At 56.9% G+C, this 17,635-nt stretch carries 17 protein-coding genes; 8 read left to right on the forward strand and 9 right to left on the reverse strand.

All coding sequences use genetic code 11. From position 1 onward, the window contains the following. Nucleotides 1-9: 9 nt before the first annotated feature. Nucleotides 10-1,074, reverse strand: a complete 1,065-nt coding sequence (sohB, locus tag K0B93_RS03050) for a protease SohB (protein WP_219865770.1) — start codon at nt 1,072-1,074, stop codon at nt 10-12. Nucleotides 1,075-1,304: 230 nt separating this feature from the next. Between sohB and K0B93_RS03055 the strand changes: the two genes are divergently transcribed. Next, entirely contained in the window at nt 1,305-1,619 is a 315-nt protein-coding gene (locus K0B93_RS03055) for an SCP2 sterol-binding domain-containing protein (RefSeq protein WP_219865771.1), read from the forward strand. Nucleotides 1,620-1,687: 68 nt separating this feature from the next. On the opposite strand, the gene K0B93_RS03060 is transcribed toward K0B93_RS03055, so the two are convergent. The 5 genes from K0B93_RS03060 to K0B93_RS03080 all read right to left on the reverse strand — a co-directional run bounded on the left by K0B93_RS03060 (nt 1,688) and on the right by K0B93_RS03080 (nt 6,274). Then, a complete protein-coding gene (locus K0B93_RS03060) occupies nt 1,688-2,338 on the reverse strand; it encodes a multidrug transporter (protein WP_219865772.1) in 651 nt (216 codons plus the stop codon). 4 nt (nt 2,339-2,342) lie between these two features. After that, on the reverse strand, nt 2,343-4,049 hold the full coding sequence (locus K0B93_RS03065) for a chemotaxis protein (RefSeq protein WP_219865773.1): 1,707 nt from the start codon (nt 4,047-4,049) through the stop codon (nt 2,343-2,345). Between the two features lie 242 nt (nt 4,050-4,291). Then, entirely contained in the window at nt 4,292-4,993 is a 702-nt protein-coding gene (gene dnaQ, locus K0B93_RS03070) for a DNA polymerase III subunit epsilon (protein ID WP_219865774.1), read from the reverse strand. A gap of 27 nt (nt 4,994-5,020) precedes the next feature. After that, complete coding sequence (gene rnhA, locus K0B93_RS03075) at nt 5,021-5,464, reverse strand: ribonuclease HI (protein ID WP_219865775.1); 444 nt, start codon at nt 5,462-5,464, stop codon at nt 5,021-5,023. 15 nt (nt 5,465-5,479) lie between these two features. Further along, entirely contained in the window at nt 5,480-6,274 is a 795-nt protein-coding gene (locus K0B93_RS03080) for a class I SAM-dependent methyltransferase (RefSeq protein ID WP_219865776.1), read from the reverse strand. 94 nt (nt 6,275-6,368) lie between these two features. On the opposite strand from K0B93_RS03080, the gene gloB reads away from it, so the two are divergent. From gloB to K0B93_RS03115, 7 genes are all read left to right on the forward strand, one after another. Then, on the forward strand, nt 6,369-7,163 hold the full coding sequence (gloB, locus tag K0B93_RS03085; RefSeq protein ID WP_219865777.1) for a hydroxyacylglutathione hydrolase: 795 nt from the start codon (nt 6,369-6,371) through the stop codon (nt 7,161-7,163). Between the two features lie 156 nt (nt 7,164-7,319). Continuing rightward, the gene (locus K0B93_RS03090; protein ID WP_219865778.1) at nt 7,320-9,074 is read left to right on the forward strand and encodes a LysM peptidoglycan-binding domain-containing protein; all 1,755 of its coding nucleotides are present in this window, start codon (nt 7,320-7,322) and stop codon (nt 9,072-9,074) included. A 126-nt stretch (nt 9,075-9,200) separates the two neighbouring features. Next, nucleotides 9,201-11,030: an extracellular solute-binding protein gene (locus K0B93_RS03095; RefSeq protein WP_219865779.1), complete on the forward strand. Its 1,830-nt coding sequence runs from the start codon at nt 9,201-9,203 to the stop codon at nt 11,028-11,030. Between the two features lie 46 nt (nt 11,031-11,076). Then, entirely contained in the window at nt 11,077-12,162 is a 1,086-nt protein-coding gene (locus tag K0B93_RS03100) for a microcin C ABC transporter permease YejB (RefSeq protein ID WP_219865780.1), read from the forward strand. A 2-nt stretch (nt 12,163-12,164) separates the two neighbouring features. Continuing rightward, entirely contained in the window at nt 12,165-13,187 is a 1,023-nt protein-coding gene (locus K0B93_RS03105; RefSeq protein WP_219865781.1) for an ABC transporter permease, read from the forward strand. Between the two features lies 1 nt (nt 13,188). After that, nucleotides 13,189-14,793, forward strand: coding sequence for an ABC transporter ATP-binding protein (locus tag K0B93_RS03110; protein ID WP_219865782.1), 1,605 nt, complete (start codon nt 13,189-13,191; stop codon nt 14,791-14,793). Nucleotides 14,794-14,859: 66 nt separating this feature from the next. Next, nucleotides 14,860-15,645, forward strand: coding sequence for an enoyl-ACP reductase FabI (locus tag K0B93_RS03115; protein ID WP_218634500.1), 786 nt, complete (start codon nt 14,860-14,862; stop codon nt 15,643-15,645). Between the two features lie 66 nt (nt 15,646-15,711). Here K0B93_RS03115 and K0B93_RS03120 read toward each other — a convergent pair whose 3' ends face one another. The 3 genes from K0B93_RS03120 to K0B93_RS19190 form a co-directional block, all read right to left on the reverse strand. Beyond that, nucleotides 15,712-16,119 carry a PilZ domain-containing protein gene (locus K0B93_RS03120; RefSeq protein WP_219865783.1) on the reverse strand — a complete coding sequence of 136 codons (408 nt, stop codon included), beginning with the start codon at nt 16,117-16,119 and terminating at the stop codon, nt 15,712-15,714. Nucleotides 16,120-16,147: 28 nt separating this feature from the next. Next, nucleotides 16,148-17,005, reverse strand: a complete 858-nt coding sequence (locus K0B93_RS19185; RefSeq protein WP_228743183.1) for a DUF1631 family protein — start codon at nt 17,003-17,005, stop codon at nt 16,148-16,150. 195 nt (nt 17,006-17,200) lie between these two features. After that, complete coding sequence (locus tag K0B93_RS19190) at nt 17,201-17,563, reverse strand: hypothetical protein (RefSeq protein ID WP_228743186.1); 363 nt, start codon at nt 17,561-17,563, stop codon at nt 17,201-17,203. Nucleotides 17,564-17,635: the final 72 nt, after the last annotated feature.

The raw sequence follows: 17,635 nt of genomic DNA on the forward strand, positions 1-17,635 counted from the left end.
CTGCAGATGCTATTGCATGTTTTGGTTCCGAAAGGCACTGAGTACCCGCCAGATCGTGTGCTCAAGGGCAGCGCTGGTCGCCAGACCCAGCTTTTCCGGGAGCGACCGCTTACGCTGGTACGTCACTGAGACTACGTCCGCCCGGTCACAGGCTTCAATGAGATATTCGTCGGAGGTTTTGATTTCATCAATGAGGTTGACGTCCAGCGCCCGCTTACCGAACCAGATGTCCCCGTTGGCAACCGCGCCTATGTCGACGCCCGGACGACGCTCACTTACGTATTCCTTGAATAGCACATGGGTGTCTTCCAGGTCTTCCAGAAACTTTTCCCGCCCCTTTTCAGAATTCTCACCAAAGATGGTCATGGTCCGCTTATGCTCGCCCGCAGTAAGCACTTCGAAGTCAACATCGTTCTTTTTCAGGAACCGATGGAAATTGGGTAATTGAGCAACCACACCAATGGAGCCCAGGATAGCGAATGGTGACGCGATGATTCGGTCTGCCACACAAGCCATCATGTAACCGCCACTGGCCGCGACTTTGTCAACGCAAGCCGTCAGCGCAATCCCCTTGCTGCGAATCCGGTCCAGTTGTGCGGCCGCCAGCCCGTAGGAATGCACCAAACCGCCACCGCTCTCAAGGCGGATCACCACTTCATCCCGCTCGGGATCGGCGACACTCAGGACTGCTGTGATTGACCGACGCAGAGGATCGGTATCGCTGGCCTTGATGTCGCCGTCAAAGTCGAGAACATAGACCCGTGATCGGGTTTCTTTATCAGCAGTCCCTTCTTTCTGCTGGGCCTTTTCAGCTTTTTTCTTCGCCTTTTGTTCTTTTTTCTGGCTCTTCTCGTAGGCCTTGCGTTCGGAATCCGACATCAATCTGGCCTGAATGGACTCGCGAAGCCTGGTGTATTTCTCATTCAGCTTTCGGATTTTTAACTCGCCTTCCCCGCCATGATCGTCACGGTCCTTATGGGCTGCCGAAATGATGACCGCGACTACGACGATCGCCGCCACCGCAAAGGTGACAACCTTGGCTAAAAACAAACCGTATTCTGTCAGGAACTCCAAAGTGCTTCTCCGTGCGATTGTGAAAACGTCAAAGTGTAACTTACCGAATTTATAGTGATAAGAAGAGAAAAATAATTAAAACAAGCGTTCGATCGAGCTTGACACAACCTGCCACTAACCATAAAGTCGGATGGCGAGGTCGGCTCCAGACCGGCTCCCATTCTGCGGTACCGCGCGAGGGAGATCTAAGCCGTCGCCATGACAAGACAATCATCACAAAGGGTAGAACAATGTCGGTAGCTCAGGTATTTGAACAACTCGAACAGAACTTTAACGCAGACGCTGCGCAGGGCCTGGACCTGGTATTCCAGTTCGACATCGAGGACGACAAGACCTATCACCTGGTCATTAACGATGGCACCTGCAAGCAACACGAAGGCGCTCACGATGACCCTTCCGTTACCCTGATCATGAATTCCGAAACCCTGCACGGCATCGTTTCCGGCGAAACCGACGGCATGCAAGCATTCATGGCCGGCCAGCTGCGCGCTGAAGGCGACATGATGTTGGCCACCAAGCTGGGCGAGCTGTTCAAGATGGGCTAACTGCCCCGGCGAAGGCTCACAAAAAAACCTGCGCACTGCGCAGGTTTTTTTCGTTCAGAACGTCCGTTTTACTGATCCCACTCCTGCACCGCCTGGCGAGCTTGCTGGTTTACCGGAACAGCAACCAGGCCCGAAGCAGAGAGACGCACGTCAAACAACGCACCGTCCCGCATCGGCATGAAAGTCGCATTGCCGTAAACGCCCTCAATGAACGGCATGTTGAATTCCTGATCCAGCGCCCACAGATCCGGCCAGGTCACCTCGCCAAGACTGACGACCGATCTGGGTTGGGAGCGCTCCTGTTCTAGTGACGTATAACGTCCGCCCAGCCGCTCCAGACGATACCCCGGAGCAATACCGATCCAGCGCAAGGGGCCGGAAAACCGGATTATCCGGGCATCTACCTGCCACTGATCACCGCTCAACGTTTCGACGAATGGGGCGGCGTCGTTCCGTGGCTCAAGCGTCACTCGCCAAAGCTGGTCATCCTGACGCTGGGTCGAAATGGTCGCAACTGTCTGCATCCCTTCCAGCGATTGATACCCTGCCAGGTTGACGGCGATGATCAACACATAGGCGCCCAGCAGCATCAGGCCAAAGACCGCCATCCCTTTTAGCCAGCCAAGCAACCAGCGCGGGCGCAAGAAGAACAAAAGCCCGATGATAACCAACAGCCCTCCGCAGGCTGCCAGAACGATGGTTGCAAGCTCGTTGGACATTGCTTCAGAGACCTACATCAGTCAGGGAGGTTTGCGCCAGCTTCAAAAGATCGACATTACGGTCTTCCCGCTTGCCGATGCTCTCGATGTAATATTCCAGCGAGGTGAGTGCATCCGCCAGCGCTTCGAGCACTTGCATGGGGGGAGCTTCACGGGAATCCAGCAGGCGTTCCTGAATGGAGGAAGCCACGCGCTCCAATACACTCGCCGCACCTGGGTCGTCCACCATCTGCAGACCACCCCAGATGCTGTGGAGAGTCGCAGGCAGGTTGGCCAGATGCAGCTTGTCGTAATCCGACTCCATGAATGCGGTGATTGCGCGTTTTGCGAGCGTCAACGCGCTACGCGCTTCGTCCGCTACCACAAACAGCGCTTCGCGCAGATAGACAGACTCATCCCGGTTTCGCTGGCCACTGGCCAACGCGTCCGTTTCGGAGGTGATACCGCGAGTTACTATCTGCATGATCGCGTCTTCGATACCCAACACCGAATCGGCAAGACGGTACAGTTCGTCATCACCCGGCAGCCGGGATTCCTCTTCCCATTTCCGCAGCCTTGAAGCCTCCTCGCGGGATACTGCTGCAAGCTTGTTCAGGTCCAGCATCAGCAGCGTGTTGGCAAGGCGCTCAAGCGTTCCAGCGATGGAAGACAGTTCGGCAAGATCCGGCTCAATCCCACGCTCGATGATGTCCAGCTTGTCCTTTAACTGATTGAGTTCGTCCTGCAGGGCATCGGAAAGGGATTTCAGGACGTCGCTGCCCGGTCCATAAAGCCTGCGGGCGTGAGCCTCAAGCATGGCATCGGGGAATTCGGCCGGCGTCAGACGGTAGCTCGACAGAACGCTGGTAACTTCCGGGTTGGCCGATCCGCTGCGATAGAGGAGATAGATGAGGTCTCGAACCAGTGAATCCGGCGCATCCTTGGCGGTCGCGACTTTGCCGACGTACACCACTTCGCGGGCGTACTTTTCAATACGCATGAACATGCGCTTACGGGCCTTGGTGAAGACCATGGCCCTGTCCAGCATGGTATCGGCGACAATCGATACGAGACACCACATCTGCCCCATGGGGGCACCCTGACACAACCGAGCCAGACCGCGCGCCGACCGTCCTACCAGCTTTTTGCTCACGACGTCATTGCGGTCTTTAAGGATGCCAAGCAAGGCCACCTGAAAGGTCAGGCGCATCCGGCGTGCCAGAATTTCGTACTCGGCCTCATTGCCATCAAAAGGCTGAACCTGGATACCGGCGCAAAAATCGGGGCGTTCCTTGACGTCAACATCGAAGAAGCAGGACTCAGGGTATGGCTTTTCCCGGCGGGCTTCCCGCAAGTCATTGATCACCGGCAGCAACAATTCCGGATGATCTTCCCTTTGCTGATGATAGTACTCGACATACCGGCGAAGGATAAACAGTGCACTGTTCAGGGTAGTCAGGAGGATGTTCTTGTCGTCGTTTGCGCCAACCGGGACATCGTTGGCCATGCTGACCGCTTCCTGACACAGCAGGGTGCCGCCACGAAGCTCAACCAGAATGAAAATTCCCCGGAGCTGGTTGATGAAGTCCACGCAGTTCTGGAGATCTTCACCACTCTCACGGTTTTCCTGAAAGCGTTCAAGGCTAGATTCTGCCTGTCTGATGGTCTGTTCTATTTCATTTTTGACCAAATCAAACGACTGCGATTTCGTCGCCAGAGACGATTGAACCATAAACGCTTCCTGTTAGTGTGCGGAGACTACCGCTTCCTCATAGTGACTATTGCCTGTCGGACGAATTGACAGGCTTTCTTGTTATAAGCCGGATCAAGCCTTCCCGGCCAGTAATGCCCCTAAAACAGGGTTCAGTTCGCAAAAAACTGGCGAACTTATCATTACTTATAACATAAAACTCAAGTACCTCAAGAAAGCGGGAATGTAACAATTGGTACAGACTGACGCAGTTCTCACCCTACCTAACTGAGTTTTCCCCAGACTGTTTCACCGGCCTTTTTTTCCAACATCGCCATGAATTCATCGTGGGCAGCGCTTTCGTCATCGGAGGCCCTTATCACCGACAGCGCCGCGCGGTCTTCGGCTAACCTACGAATGCCACTGCTGCTACCACCCTCCTCAGCACCAGCGTCAAGGGAGAGCGCGGTCTGGCCACCGGTAAGAAGCAGGTACACATCGGCCAATATCTCGGCATCCAGCAAGGCACCGTGCAGGTCACGGTTACTGTTATCAACGCCATATCGCTTACAGAGGGCATCGAGATTGTTCTTTTGCCCCGGATGCCTTTTGCGGGCAATGGCCAGGGAATCGACGATGCCGCAATAATCGGCGGTCTTCCTCACGGGTTTCAGTCGCGCAAATTCCGCATCCATAAAGCCGACGTCGAACGCCGCATTATGAATAACCAGCTCCGCACCTTTGATAAACTCAAAGAACTCGTCAGCGACTTCCGCAAACCTCGGCTTATCCGCCAGGAATTCGTTCGTAATCCCGTGCACAGTGATCGCTTCTGCTTCGACTTCCCGCTCCGGATTGATGTAAACATGGTAATTACGACCCGTGAGCTGCCGCTCCATCAGCTCCACGCAGCCAATCTCGATAATCCGGTGACCCTCGGACGGATCAATACCGGTGGTTTCGGTATCCAGTACTATCTGTCTCATAATGCACACTGCTCAATAAAATCGTTCTCAGGCTTTCGCGAGTTCCGCAACACCACGGTTGGCCAACTCGTCCGCCAGTTCGTTATCCGGGACACCTGCGTGACCCTTGACCCAATGCCAATTGATCCGGTGCCGGGCCACCTCGGTGTCGAGTTCCCGCCACAGGTCTTCGTTCTTGACCGGCTTCTTGGCCGACGTTTTCCAGCCATTGCGCTTCCACCCCGCCATCCATTCGGTGATGCCTTTGCGGACATACTGGGAATCGGTGAAGAGTTCGACTTCACAGGGACGCTTGAGCGCTTCCAGCCCCCGAATCGCTGCCATCAGCTCCATTCGGTTGTTGGTAGTCTCCGCCTCTCCGCCATGCATCGTCTTCTTGACATCCCCATACCGCAATACAACGCCCCAGCCGCCCGGTCCGGGATTGCCCTTGCACGCCCCGTCGGTATACAAAATCACCTTACCGGCCATCGTGTCTCCTGTCGGTTAATCAGTCTTGCCTGGCGCATACTGCCTACGGGCGCACCCCCTGGATGCTCCGATTGTTCTGGTTCCCGAGAGTGAAATGACCTTTGCCTGTCGCCAGGCAGGCTTTCTGGGAATACCGGCGTAAACGCGTTTTTTCGCAAGGATACAGTAATAAGCGCCGACAGGCAGGATTCTGTTACCCCCGAGTTTTGCGTCGAGCCGGCTTCGGGCTTTGCGACCACTCCTCTGGAGAGGAAGCCGAAAAAAGCGGGTCACCGATGCTTCCACATTGAAACCCAGCAAGTGCAGCCAGTCCTCCATTCTCCCGCGCAGCATGAATCGCCCACCCCAGGGTCCGTCTCGATGGCGGGAAGCCAGCTTTCGGACCCCCCAGAGACTCACGGGATTAAAGCCGATCAGAGCAATGGTCCCCTCGCCTCGCAAAACCCTCGCTGCGTCGCGCAACACATCATGGGGATAGCGACTGAAATCCGCGCTGTGGTGAAGCACAACAAGGTCCATGGAATCGCCCGGAAACGGTAATTCATGGGCGTCACAAACCGCCACACCGTCCGGAATGTGGGGATACCAGCGGGGCGTTGTCATGATCCTCTGGGCGAAATCGGTGCCGGTCGCCAAGGGTAGGCGATGACTGACGCCAACCTGGAGCTGACGTGCACCCGTCAGGTGGCTCAATTCGTGGTCAAGCATCCTTCTCTGGTCCGCCAGCAATGCCCGACCGAGGGGCGTCCCGAACCACCGTTCAAACGTCTCGTGACGCTCCGGATAATCAATCGCTCCAGACTTGCTCACACTGTGTTACCCCCGCAACCGGAGCCCACTGTTGGGGCCCTGTATCTAATGGACTATCATATCAGTCACATTCGTTTTGCACATGTGGGGCTTTATGTTGACCATTTCCGCCATTCCAGCGTTCAACGACAACTATATCTGGTGCCTGTCGAACCAGGAAAATCGCAAAGCCCTGGTTGTTGATCCGGGCCAGGCAGGCCCTGTGCTTGAGCACCTGGCGGACAATGGGCTGGTTCTGGACACCATCCTGGTCACCCACCACCACCCCGACCACGTGGGGGGCATCAGTGAGCTGATGAGGGCTTTCCCGGAGTGCGGCGTGACAGGGCCGGCCGAATCTCCGTTTACGGGCTGCACAGACAAGGTCCATCCCGGCGATGAGGTATTGTGGGAAAACCTGACGTTCCAGGTTCTTGGCGTCCCCGGACACACCCTGGACCACATTGCCTACTTTACCGACACGGAAGTGGATGGACGCCCTGTTCTGTTTTGTGGCGACACGCTTTTTGTCTGCGGTTGCGGCCGACTGTTCGAAGGCAAGCCCGAACAGATGCGCCAGTCGCTTCAAACTCTCCGGGCCCTGCCTGAACGGACCGCGGTTTACTGCGCCCACGAGTATACGCTGGCAAACCTGAAGTTTGCCCGCAGCTGGCTGCCCGGAGATGAAGGACTCAAGGCGTTCGAGATCCGCTGCAAGCAGCGTCGGGAAGATGGGTACCCGACGGTTCCGTCGGTACTCGGAGAGGAGAAACGCCTCAATCCCTTTCTCAGATGGGACGATCCGGTGGTTGTCGATGCGGCAAGGAACTATTGCGCAAGGCACGGCCTGCCGGCCGATTCCGAGAACGCCATCTTTGCGGCAATCCGCCACGGCAAGGATAATTTCTGACTGGTTAACAATTTCTCTCAGGGACGTAACGAGAGGTTTCTTGACCCCTGGAAAAGGCCTCCCATAGAATCATGACAAATTTGTGACCGTAACCCTTTAAATATGCCGGAATTTCAGACATACCATCCGGCTTCAACAATGAGCCGGAAGCATTCTATGTCGGTCAAACGTTTGTCTATCCTCTTGTTCGCCGGGACTCTGGCCAGCGGCTGCAGCCTGCTGAATCAACCTGGTAACTCATGGGTCAATCCCACGAACTGGTTTACCGAAACCGATTCGGGGGAACAGGAAACCAATCCACTTGAGACTGACCAGGTTACCGTCGCCACGGGCGACGAAGATCTCAAGCAATCGGTTGAATCCGGCGAGGACGACGATGCCGCAGTCCATGGCGCACTGGACGAAGCGATTGCGCCAGAACTACGGGACACCGCTCGGGACGCCCGTGAAAAGCTGGACAACCCCGGACAGCAGATCGTTAAGACCGCACCTCAACAGACCGATTTGTGGAGCCGCCTGCGTGAAGGCTTTGCGCTTGACCACAACGTGGACAACGAACGGGTCCGGGATCAACTCAACTGGTATGCCAGTCACCCCGGCTATATCAATCGAGTGGTAGACCGGGGTAGCCGTTACCTTCATTACATTCTCGACGAAACGGAGAAACGGGGGCTGCCAGCTGAATTCGCCCTGCTGCCCGTGGTGGAAAGCGCCTTCGATCCGTTTGCCTATTCCCATGGTCGGGCTGCTGGCCTCTGGCAGTTCATTCCGTCAACAGGGAAATACTTCGGCCTGACTCAGAGCTGGTGGCACGATGACCGCCGTGATGTCGTGGCTGCAACGGATGCTGCCCTGACCTATCTGGATCGGCTCGCCAACCGGTTCGACGGTGACTACACACTGGCCCTTGCCGCGTACAACAGCGGTGGCGGAACGGTTTCCAGTGCCATGCGCCGGAACCGGAAGAAAAACCGGCCACAGGATTTCTGGTCCCTCGAACTGCCTCGGGAAACCCGCCACTATGTTCCAAAGCTGATTGCCCTGGCGAAGATCTTCGACAAACCCGAGGACTACGGCATCACCCTGCCCGCCCTGGAAGACGAGCCCTACTTCGAGATTGTCGAAACCGGTTCCCAGTTGGACCTCGCGCAGGCGGCCGAACTGGCCAGCATCGATGTTGACGAAATCTACCTGCTGAACCCCACCTACAATCGTTGGGCAACCAATCCGGACGGGCCACACCGCCTGCTGGTACCCCGGGAAAACGCCGAGACCTTTCGAGCGGCCCTTGCAAAGATTCCAGCCGGTGAACGGGTTTCCTGGCGCAACTACAAAGTACAGTCCGGCGACAGCCTGATCACCATCGCCCGCAAGTTCGCCACCACGCCATCGGTGATACAGCAGGTCAATAACCTGAATTCCGACCTTATCCGGATCGGCCAACGACTGATGATCCCATCCGCCAGCAAAGCTTCCGACACCTATGCCCTGAGTGCCTCACAACGACTGGAGCGCAAGCAGGACCGCAAACGTGATGGCAACAAGGTTCGTTACACCGTCCGTCGGGGTGACACCTTCTGGGACATAGCCCGGGAACACCGGGTATCGGTTCGTGAAGTCGCTGCCTGGAATGGCATGGCTCCCGGAGACCCGCTGATCCCCGGAAAGAGACTGGTCATCTGGTCGAAGACCTCGAAGCCCACAGTCGTCGCCACCAATAATGCCCGGGGCAATGCCATGGTTCGGAAGGTCGGGTATCGCGTCCGCAAAGGTGATTCGCTGTCCACGATTGCCAACCGCTTTGCCGTGAATGTGCGGGACATTGCAAGCTGGAATGACCTGAACACCTCACGTTATCTGCAACCGGGTCAAAGTCTGGTACTCTACGTTGATATTCGGAACAGTCCCTAGCACCCTCGCATCCGGGCGCAGGAACTTTCCCTAACTACAAGAATCATAAGGGTTCGATTAGGAACCAACGGTGTGCCGGACCGGATTCTGGCGTACCGGCCTGACACTCCGGAACGTGCGAGACCTATGACAAGCAAACGGATAGCCTCATACCTTACATCGATCCTCTCCTCTTTAGCCCTGCTGGCCATGACAACCTCCGTGATGGGCAGCGAACACGCCTCCGACTCCCCGGAACCACAGCACGGCATCGCAATGCACGGCGAGCCAAAATACCCCAGCGGGTTTCCTCACTTTGACTACGTGAATCCTGAGGCCCCCAAAGGCGGAGCACTGAAGATGGCAGTGGTCGCCAACGGCTTCGACTCGTTCAACCCGTTTGATATTCGCGGTGTCGCGGCGGCCGGTATCAGCACCTATCTGTACGACACTCTCCTGGTTTCCTCGGATGATGAGCCGTTTTCCGCGTATGGCCTGATCGCGGAATCCCTGGAAACGCCGAAAGACCGGAGCTATGTGACCTTCAATCTGCGGGAGAATGCGCGCTTTCACGATGGTGAGCCCATTACCGCCGAGGACGTAAAGTTTTCCTTCGAAATCCTGACCTCCAAAGGCCACCCCTTTTTCCGCAACTACTACGCGGATGTCGCCAAGGTCACCGTAGAAAGCCCCCAACGAATCCGTTTCGATTTCAGACCCACCATGAATCGGGAACTGCCACTCATCCTTGGCCAGATGCCCATTCTGCCTGCCCATTACTGGCAGAGCCGTGAGTTCGGTGACAACGGCCTGACACCGCCGCTGGGTAGCGGCCCCTACCGGATTGGCGACTTTGAGGCAGGCCGGTCAATTATCTACGAACGTGTCGACGACTACTGGGCCAAGGACCTCGGCGTCCGAAAAGGCCGCTTCAACTTTGATCAGATCCGGTACGACTATTACACCGACGATACCGTGGCCCTCGAAGCCTTCAAGGCCGGAAACTTTGATTTCAGAGTGGAAACCTCGGCAAAGAACTGGGCAACGGCATACACCGGCTCGAAATTCGACGAAGGGACAATCGTTGCCGAAGCAATTGAGCATCATCGACCCACCGGCATGCAGGGCTTTGCATTTAACACCCGCCGTGAGGTATTCAGTGATCCCCGGGTGCGCGAAGCACTTGCCTATGGCTTCGATTTTGAATGGGCCAACAAGAACCTGTTCTATGGCCAGTACACCAGAACCGACAGCTACTTCGAAAACAGCGATCTCGCCTCTTCCGGCCTGCCTCAGGGACGGGAACTGGAAATCCTGGAGCCCTACCGGGATCAGCTCGGCGGGGACGTTTTCACAGAGGAATATCAGGCACCGGAAACCGAAGGCCAGAAGGGCCTCAGAGAGAACCTGAGATCCGCCCTCGAGTTGCTGCGCTCGGCCGGTTACGCAATTCAGGATGGCAAACTGGTCAACAAGAGCACGGGAGAGCCACTGGCCTTTGAAATCCTGTTGTTCCAGAAGAGCTTTGAACGGGTAGTTCTGCCGTTCAAGAACAACCTTGCAAAACTGGGCATTGATGTCTCTGTGCGACTCGTGGACAGCAATCAATACGTGCAGCGGGTTCGGGAGTTTGATTTCGACATGATCACACAGGTCCTGCCGCAGTCCGATTCCCCGGGTAACGAACAGCGCGAATACTGGCATTCCGCCAATGTCGACGCCGTTGGATCACGAAACTACATGGGCGTCTCCGATCAAGTCGTCGATGACCTGGTCAACAAAGTCATACAGGCCCCGGACCGCGAAGAACTCGTTCAGCGAGTCCGTGCACTGGACCGGGTTCTTCTGCACGGTCACTATGTGATTCCGCACTGGCACCTGGCCAAAGATCGGGTGGCTTACTGGAATCATCTGCAGCGCCCCGAAATGACGCCCAAGAACGGCATTGATCTGGATAACTGGTGGGTACGGCCCTGAGCAATTGATTCTGATCCTCGCTGTAACGGAAGGAACCCTCCGCTAAATGGGCATATACATACTACGAAGGCTGGCGCTGATTATCCCGACGCTTATCGGGATAATGCTGTTGAACTTCGTGATCGTCCAGGCCGCACCCGGCGGCCCGGTTGAACAACTCATCGCCGAGATGGAAGGCCACGGAGGCAGCGCTCTGGCGCGGGCCTCGGGTGGTGATTCCGGCGGCGAGGTTTCCAGCGCCTCCGGCGACAGTCGCGGATCCCGGGGTATTCCAGATGAGCTGCTTAAGGAAATCGAAGTCATGTATGGCTTCGACAAGCCGCCCCACGAACGATTTATCAAGATGCTGGGGGACTACGCCACGTTTAACTTTGGCGATTCTTTTTTCCGCGAAAAGAGCGTGACCAGCCTGATCGTCGAGAAGATGCCGGTCTCCATATCATTGGGACTGTGGTCGACCCTGATTATCTACATCATTTCCATTCCCCTGGGCATCCGCAAGGCAGTGACTGATGGCTCCCGGTTCGATGTATGGAGCAGCTCCGCGATTGTCATCGGTTATGCCATTCCGGGCTTCCTGTTCGCGATTCTGCTGATCGTGTTGTTTGCCGGCGGCAGCTATTTCGACTGGTTTCCGCTGCGCGGACTTACCTCGACCAACTTTGACGAACTCACCTGGTACCAGAAGATCGGCGATTACTTCTGGCATCTGGCCCTGCCCGTCACCGCCAATGTGATTGGTGGCTTTGCCACACTGACGCTGCTCACAAAGAATTCATTCCTCGACGAAATCAGCAAGCAATACGTGGTGACTGCCCGCGCCAAGGGACTGGAGGAGAAGCAGGTGCTCTACGGCCACGTGTTCCGAAACGCCATGCTGATTGTCATTGCAAGCTTGCCCGGTGTTCTGGTGGCGCTGTTTTTTACCGGATCGCTGCTGATCGAGGTCATCTTCTCCCTGGATGGGCTAGGCCTACTGGGGTTTGAGGCTGCCTTGAACCGGGATTACCCGGTTATATTCGGAACGCTCTACATCTTTACCCTGATGGGCCTGATCCTGAAGTTGATCAGCGACATCACCTACGTCCTGGTGGATCCCCGTATCGATTTTGAAAGCCGGGAGGGGGCGTAAGCATGAAATCGCTCACGCCAATTCAGCAGCGGCGGCTGCGAAATTTCCGCGCCAACCGGCGGGGGTATTGGTCTCTCTGGGTGTTTCTCGCCCTGTTCGGCCTGTCCCTTGTGGCGGAGCTGATCGCCAACGATTCACCACTGGTTGTGTCCTACCAGGACACCTTCTATTTTCCGGTCGTGGAGTCCGTTTCTGAGGAGACCTTCGGGGGCTTTTTGCCCACGGAGGCCGATTACCGCGACCCATTCATCTCCAGTCAGATCGAAGCCAATGGCTGGATAGTCTGGCCGCCAATCCGCTTCAGTTACGACACCATCAACTACGACCTTGAGGTGCCCTCGCCCGCACCGCCCAGTCCGGAGAACTGGCTGGGTACCGACGACCAGGGACGGGATGTTGCCGCCAGGGTGATCTACGGCTTTCGCATTTCTGTGCTGTTCGGACTCACCCTTACTTTTGCCAGCTGCATCGTGGGTGTCGCGGTCGGAGCCATTCAGGGCTACTACGGCGGCAAGATTGATCTGCTCGGACAGCGTTTCATTGAGGTGTGGTCGGGGCTTCCAGTGCTGTACCTGTTGATCATCCTGTCGAGCATCGTGCAGCCGAACTTCTGGTGGCTGCTGGGCATCATGCTGCTATTCAGCTGGATGGGGCTCGTGGATGTAGTCCGGGCGGAGTTCCTGCGGGCCAGAAATTTCGAGTACGTGAAGGCGGCCAGAGCCCTGGGTCTGGACAACCGGAAAATCATGTTCCGGCACATTCTTCCCAACGCCATGGTCGCGACGCTGACCTTTCTTCCGTTTATCCTGACCGGCGCCATCACCGGGCTGACTTCACTGGACTTCCTCGGATTCGGCCTGCCGTCCGGCTCGCCGTCTCTGGGCGAACTGATTGCGCAGGGGAAAGCGAACCTGCACGCGCCCTGGCTCGGCATATCTGCCTTCATCTCGCTTTCGGTCATGCTGACACTCCTGGTGTTCGTCGGCGAGGCCGTTCGGGACGCCTTCGATCCGAGAAAGAGCTGATATGAGCAACCTGTTACAGATTTCGAACCTGTCTATCTGCTTCGATCATGGCCCCCGGGCAGTGGACTCCCTGTCACTTGCCATCCGCGAGGGCCAGACGCTCGCACTCGTAGGGGAAAGCGGATCGGGCAAATCCATATCGGCACTGTCGGTGCTTCGGTTGCTTGATGAGCGACACGCCAGCTATCCGACCGGAGAGATCTTTTTCCGCGGCGAAGACATGCTGAAGGCCAGTGACAAACGCCTTCGTCAGATTCGGGGGCGCCAGATCAGCATGATCTTCCAGGAGCCAATGACGTCCCTCAATCCTCTGCATACCGTCGAGAAGCAGATTGGGGAAACCTTGGCCCTGCATAAGGGGATGCGCAATTCCGCCGCTCGAAAGCGCTGCATTGAATTGCTGGAACTGGTCGGCATCCAGAACCCCGAAAGTCGTCTCGGTAGCTACCCGCACCAGCTTTCCGGGGGACAGAAGCAGCGCGTCATGATTGCCATGGCGCTGGCCAACGAGCCCGAACTCCTGATTGCTGACGAACCCACCACGGCGCTGGACGTCACGGTGCAAAAACAGGTTCTCGAACTGCTCCGGGAGCTTCAGCAGAAACTCGGCATGGCGATCCTGCTGATCACTCATGATCTTTCCATTGTTCACCGCTATGCAGACGAGGTGGCGGTCATGGAACAGGGGAAACTGGTGGAGCTTGCAGACACCGAGACTCTGTTTGATCGACCAAAACACCCCTATACCCGAAAATTGCTGGATGCCGAACCGCCCGAGGCCCCGCTGGCAGCCGCCGGCAGTAGCACCCCCCTGCTCAGCGTCTCCCATCTGGACGTCCGTTTTTCCACCCGTAAATCACTTTTTGGCAAGGTCAAAGACTATTTTCACGCGGTCCAGGACACCAATTTCAGCCTGAATCGCGGCGAAACCCTCGGGATTGTCGGGGAAAGCGGAAGCGGCAAGACCACCATTGGTCACGCCCTACTCAAGCTGACCGCCAGTACCGGTAGCATCCAGTTGGCCGGCGAAGAGCTGGGCAACCTCACCCAGAAGCAGTTTCGTCCCTGGCGGAGCCGGATACAGATCGTGTTTCAGGACCCATTCGGCAGCCTTAGCCCGCGAATGTCGATCGCTGAGATCGTGCGCGAAGGCCTGGAAATTCACGAGCCTGGCAACTCTGACGACCACGAGCAACGGGTAATCCGGGCCTTACGGGACGTTGGCCTGGATCCCGACAATCGACATCGCTATCCTCACGAATTTTCGGGCGGACAGCGCCAGCGCATTGCCATAGCCCGCGCCCTCGTGCTTCAGCCCGATCTGATCATTCTGGACGAGCCAACCTCTGCGCTGGACAGGACCGTCCAGAAACAGGTGATTGAGCTTCTGCGGGATATACAGGGCCGCTATGGTCTAAGCTATATTTTCATCAGCCACGATCTGGCCGTCGTTCGCGCACTCAGTCATAAACTGTTGGTATTGCACCACGGAAAGATTGTGGAATACGGGAACGCCGACGACATTTTCCACGCACCAAGCCAGGCATACACTCAGGAACTACTCAGTGCGGCGTTCTTCTACCAGAACGCGTCTACGACCAATTGAGCGTTACCCGGAGCGCGCGAGTTCAGGGATAATGCTCCGAAATCAGGAACACAGGGAGAACTACCCATGGGATTACTCAGTGGCAAAAAAGCACTGATCGTTGGCGTTGCCAGCAAACTGTCCATCGCCTACGGTATCGCCGAAGCATTCGCCCGGGAAGGCGCGGAGCTGGCGTTCACCTATCAGAACGAAAAGCTCCAACCCAGGGTGGAGAAATTCGCCGAACAATGGGGCAGCAAGCTGACTTTTCCCTGTGACGTTGCCAGCGACGAAGAAATCGAGAACGTCTTTACCGAGCTTGGCAAACACTGGGACCACATCGACATCATCGTTCACGCCGTTGGGTTTGCGCCCGGGCATGAATTGGACGGCAATTATGTCGATGTTACCACCCGCGAGGGTTTCCGAATCGCCCACGACATCAGCTCTTACAGCTTTGTTGCACTAGCCAAGGGTGCCCGGAAGATGATGCACGAAGGAAGCTCTTTGCTGACGCTGAGCTACCTGGGTGCGGAACGGGTACTGCAGAACTACAACGTGATGGGCTTGGCCAAGGCCTCACTTGAAGCCAATGTCCGTTACATGGCAGCGAGCCTGGGCAAGGATGGAATTCGGGTCAACGGCATCTCGGCCGGCCCGATCAAGACACTGGCGGCCTCGGGCATCAAGAGTTTCCGCCGGATGCTTGCGGAGAATGCCAAACAGGCTCCGCTGCGTCGTAACGTGACCACCGATGAGGTCGGCAATGCCGCCGCTTTCCTGAGCTCGGACATGGCCAGCGGCATCACCGGGGAAATCATGTACGTCGATGCCGGTTTCAATATTACCGGTATGGCTCAAATGGAAGAATGAGTCCCAGCGGCAGTCGCTATCAGGATTAAGAAAGCCGGCCCTGCGCCGGCTTTTCTGTGCCTCCCATTACTCCCCTTCCATTGCTGAAGCGACCGCGTCCAACCATTCAACGTAACCCGTGCCGTCTGATTCCATGATCTGAACACCAACCAGAAACTCCGACCGGTTCGGGCGGCACCAGACCACTTCCACCATCAATAAGAACGGCGTCGGATGATCGCCCAGTACTACCGTCGCTGGAAGGAGCGCCCCCAAAGACAGCGGCTCCGGAGAAAAAAGGCACATTCCACGCGCTGAAATGTCGCGGATTCGGCACACCAGGTCTCGTCCGCGGTTTTTCAAGGCCTTCCCGGGCACCTCGGATTCTAGCTCGAGCGTTGCTCGTGCCGTTGCCGTGAGACGATAGTCTGCCCGATTATCGGGCCCCTCTGAAGCGCTCTCGGAAGTGCCAAAACCGTAGTCTGTATTACTCATTATTATTTTTCCTGCTCCTCTTTCGGCCTCAGTTTCGGTCCACTCGGATCCGGCCAACCACCCGGCTGAGGGTATCGTCGAACTCCGCAGAGCTGCCCAGAACCCTAATCCAGCCAACTACGATGTCCTCCACCAGGTTGTCCTCCAGGAACTCCCTGCGGTTGAGTCCCAAGCGGTCGACAAAGACGAGCTTGCGGGATGCGTTGATGCGGACGGCCAGCTTCAATCGAATCGGTTCTTCCTCAGGCATTGACGGCGAAACCACGATCCAACCACCGAGCTTGAGGCCATGAACCTGCTTTCGGGCGAGAAGCCGCTGCTCCCGGGCAAGACGTTCCCGTTCAGCCCTATCATCATCCTGGCGTTGCTCCTCCAGTCGCTGCCTTTCACGCCGAAGCTCTGCCTCGCGAGCCGCTTCTTCCCTCTCGCGCTTCAAATCCTCCTGCTCACGCTTTCGCCGCAGGGCATCAGCCTGATTCCTGGCTTCTTGAGCAGCGTTCTCGCGTAGTCTGCGCTGCTTCTCACTGACGCCCGCAAGCACCGTGACGGTTTCATTCAAAACCTGACCAAAGGGCGTCAACCTGGGTAGCGGGCGCAAGTCTCCGCTTGCCCGGGCCCGCTGAAACTCAGCCCACGGCTGAAGGCCAAGTTTCACCCCGGCGCCATTGGTCCACAGAATTTCGGCAGTGTCCTGCAGCAGCGCGAAGAAATAACCGCGCTGCTCACGATTACCCTTGCCTTCAACGAACCATTGACCTTCCGCTACACTTGCCTGCCCCAGGTTCGCGCCCGAAAACTTCAGCCAAGAAGTATCCCATCTGAACCGCTCAGGAGGCGGCAAGGCGTCCGCCAGCTCCGGCGCTTCACCTCGGAGGCGTGAGACCATGACGAAAGGTCTCTCCCTCAAAACCGGTTTCCCAGATCGGGTGTTTAAGGAGCCGATGCCAGTGGTCGAGTGCAAAACGACTGATGGGAACCGGCAGTTGGCGGCCCTGCAATGCCCGACCAATCAGCGCCCGGGCCGTCTGGTCAGCGCGACGTTGGCGAGCCGCGCCCTACTCGGTTTCCAACAGTCGCTGCCTCAGTTTGCCAATCTGACCGTTGCGCCTGTCTGCACCCTCTTTCCATTGGCGGCAAAAGTCCTCGACCGCAGACACCGTCCCCGACTCGAAACTGCCCGAAACCGCAATGACCAGGGCGTCGAGCTGATCAAGAAGCACTTTCGAGAACCGGCCTCGGAATCACTCCAGCCACGCCATTCCTGCAGGCTGTCGAGCCATTCAACCAGGTTGGAACTGAACGCTTTTGCGCCCTCAAGGTTCATTCGCCAGGCGAGAAAAAGCCCCAGTCGGGCAAGGCGCCGTGACAGCTCCGGATGCAACCCGCTGGTTTTGAGGAACACGTCCATGATCCGGTCGGCGACATAAGCGGCATTGATCTGCATCGCCGACCAGTCCAAGTGAACGGAACGGACAACATGAGTAACACGCTCGTCCCTCTGCTCAGCCCAACAGGA

Source organism: Marinobacter sp. F4218 (genome assembly GCF_019443085.1).
Lineage (GTDB): Bacteria > Pseudomonadota > Gammaproteobacteria > Pseudomonadales > Oleiphilaceae > Marinobacter > Marinobacter albus.

Excerpts from the sequence above, each read along its gene's own strand:
- gloB (WP_219865777.1), top strand. The coding sequence starts at position 6,369 with ATGTTGACCATTTCCGCCATTCCAGCGTTCAACGACAACTATATCTGG.
- K0B93_RS03055 (WP_219865771.1), top strand. The coding sequence starts at position 1,305 with ATGTCGGTAGCTCAGGTATTTGAACAACTCGAACAGAACTTTAACGCA.
- rnhA (WP_219865775.1), bottom strand. The coding sequence starts at position 5,464 with ATGGCCGGTAAGGTGATTTTGTATACCGACGGGGCGTGCAAGGGCAAT.
- K0B93_RS03095 (WP_219865779.1), top strand. The coding sequence starts at position 9,201 with ATGACAAGCAAACGGATAGCCTCATACCTTACATCGATCCTCTCCTCT.
- dnaQ (WP_219865774.1), bottom strand. The coding sequence starts at position 4,993 with ATGAGACAGATAGTACTGGATACCGAAACCACCGGTATTGATCCGTCC.
- K0B93_RS03100 (WP_219865780.1), top strand. The coding sequence starts at position 11,077 with ATGGGCATATACATACTACGAAGGCTGGCGCTGATTATCCCGACGCTT.
- K0B93_RS03120 (WP_219865783.1), bottom strand. The coding sequence starts at position 16,119 with ATGAGTAATACAGACTACGGTTTTGGCACTTCCGAGAGCGCTTCAGAG.
- K0B93_RS03115 (WP_218634500.1), top strand. The coding sequence starts at position 14,860 with ATGGGATTACTCAGTGGCAAAAAAGCACTGATCGTTGGCGTTGCCAGC.
- K0B93_RS03060 (WP_219865772.1), bottom strand. The coding sequence starts at position 2,338 with ATGTCCAACGAGCTTGCAACCATCGTTCTGGCAGCCTGCGGAGGGCTG.
- K0B93_RS19185 (WP_228743183.1), bottom strand. The coding sequence starts at position 17,005 with ATGGTCTCACGCCTCCGAGGTGAAGCGCCGGAGCTGGCGGACGCCTTG.
- K0B93_RS03110 (WP_219865782.1), top strand. The coding sequence starts at position 13,189 with ATGAGCAACCTGTTACAGATTTCGAACCTGTCTATCTGCTTCGATCAT.
- K0B93_RS03105 (WP_219865781.1), top strand. The coding sequence starts at position 12,165 with ATGAAATCGCTCACGCCAATTCAGCAGCGGCGGCTGCGAAATTTCCGC.
- K0B93_RS19190 (WP_228743186.1), bottom strand. The coding sequence starts at position 17,563 with ATGCAGATCAATGCCGCTTATGTCGCCGACCGGATCATGGACGTGTTC.
- K0B93_RS03090 (WP_219865778.1), top strand. The coding sequence starts at position 7,320 with ATGTCGGTCAAACGTTTGTCTATCCTCTTGTTCGCCGGGACTCTGGCC.
- K0B93_RS03065 (WP_219865773.1), bottom strand. The coding sequence starts at position 4,049 with ATGGTTCAATCGTCTCTGGCGACGAAATCGCAGTCGTTTGATTTGGTC.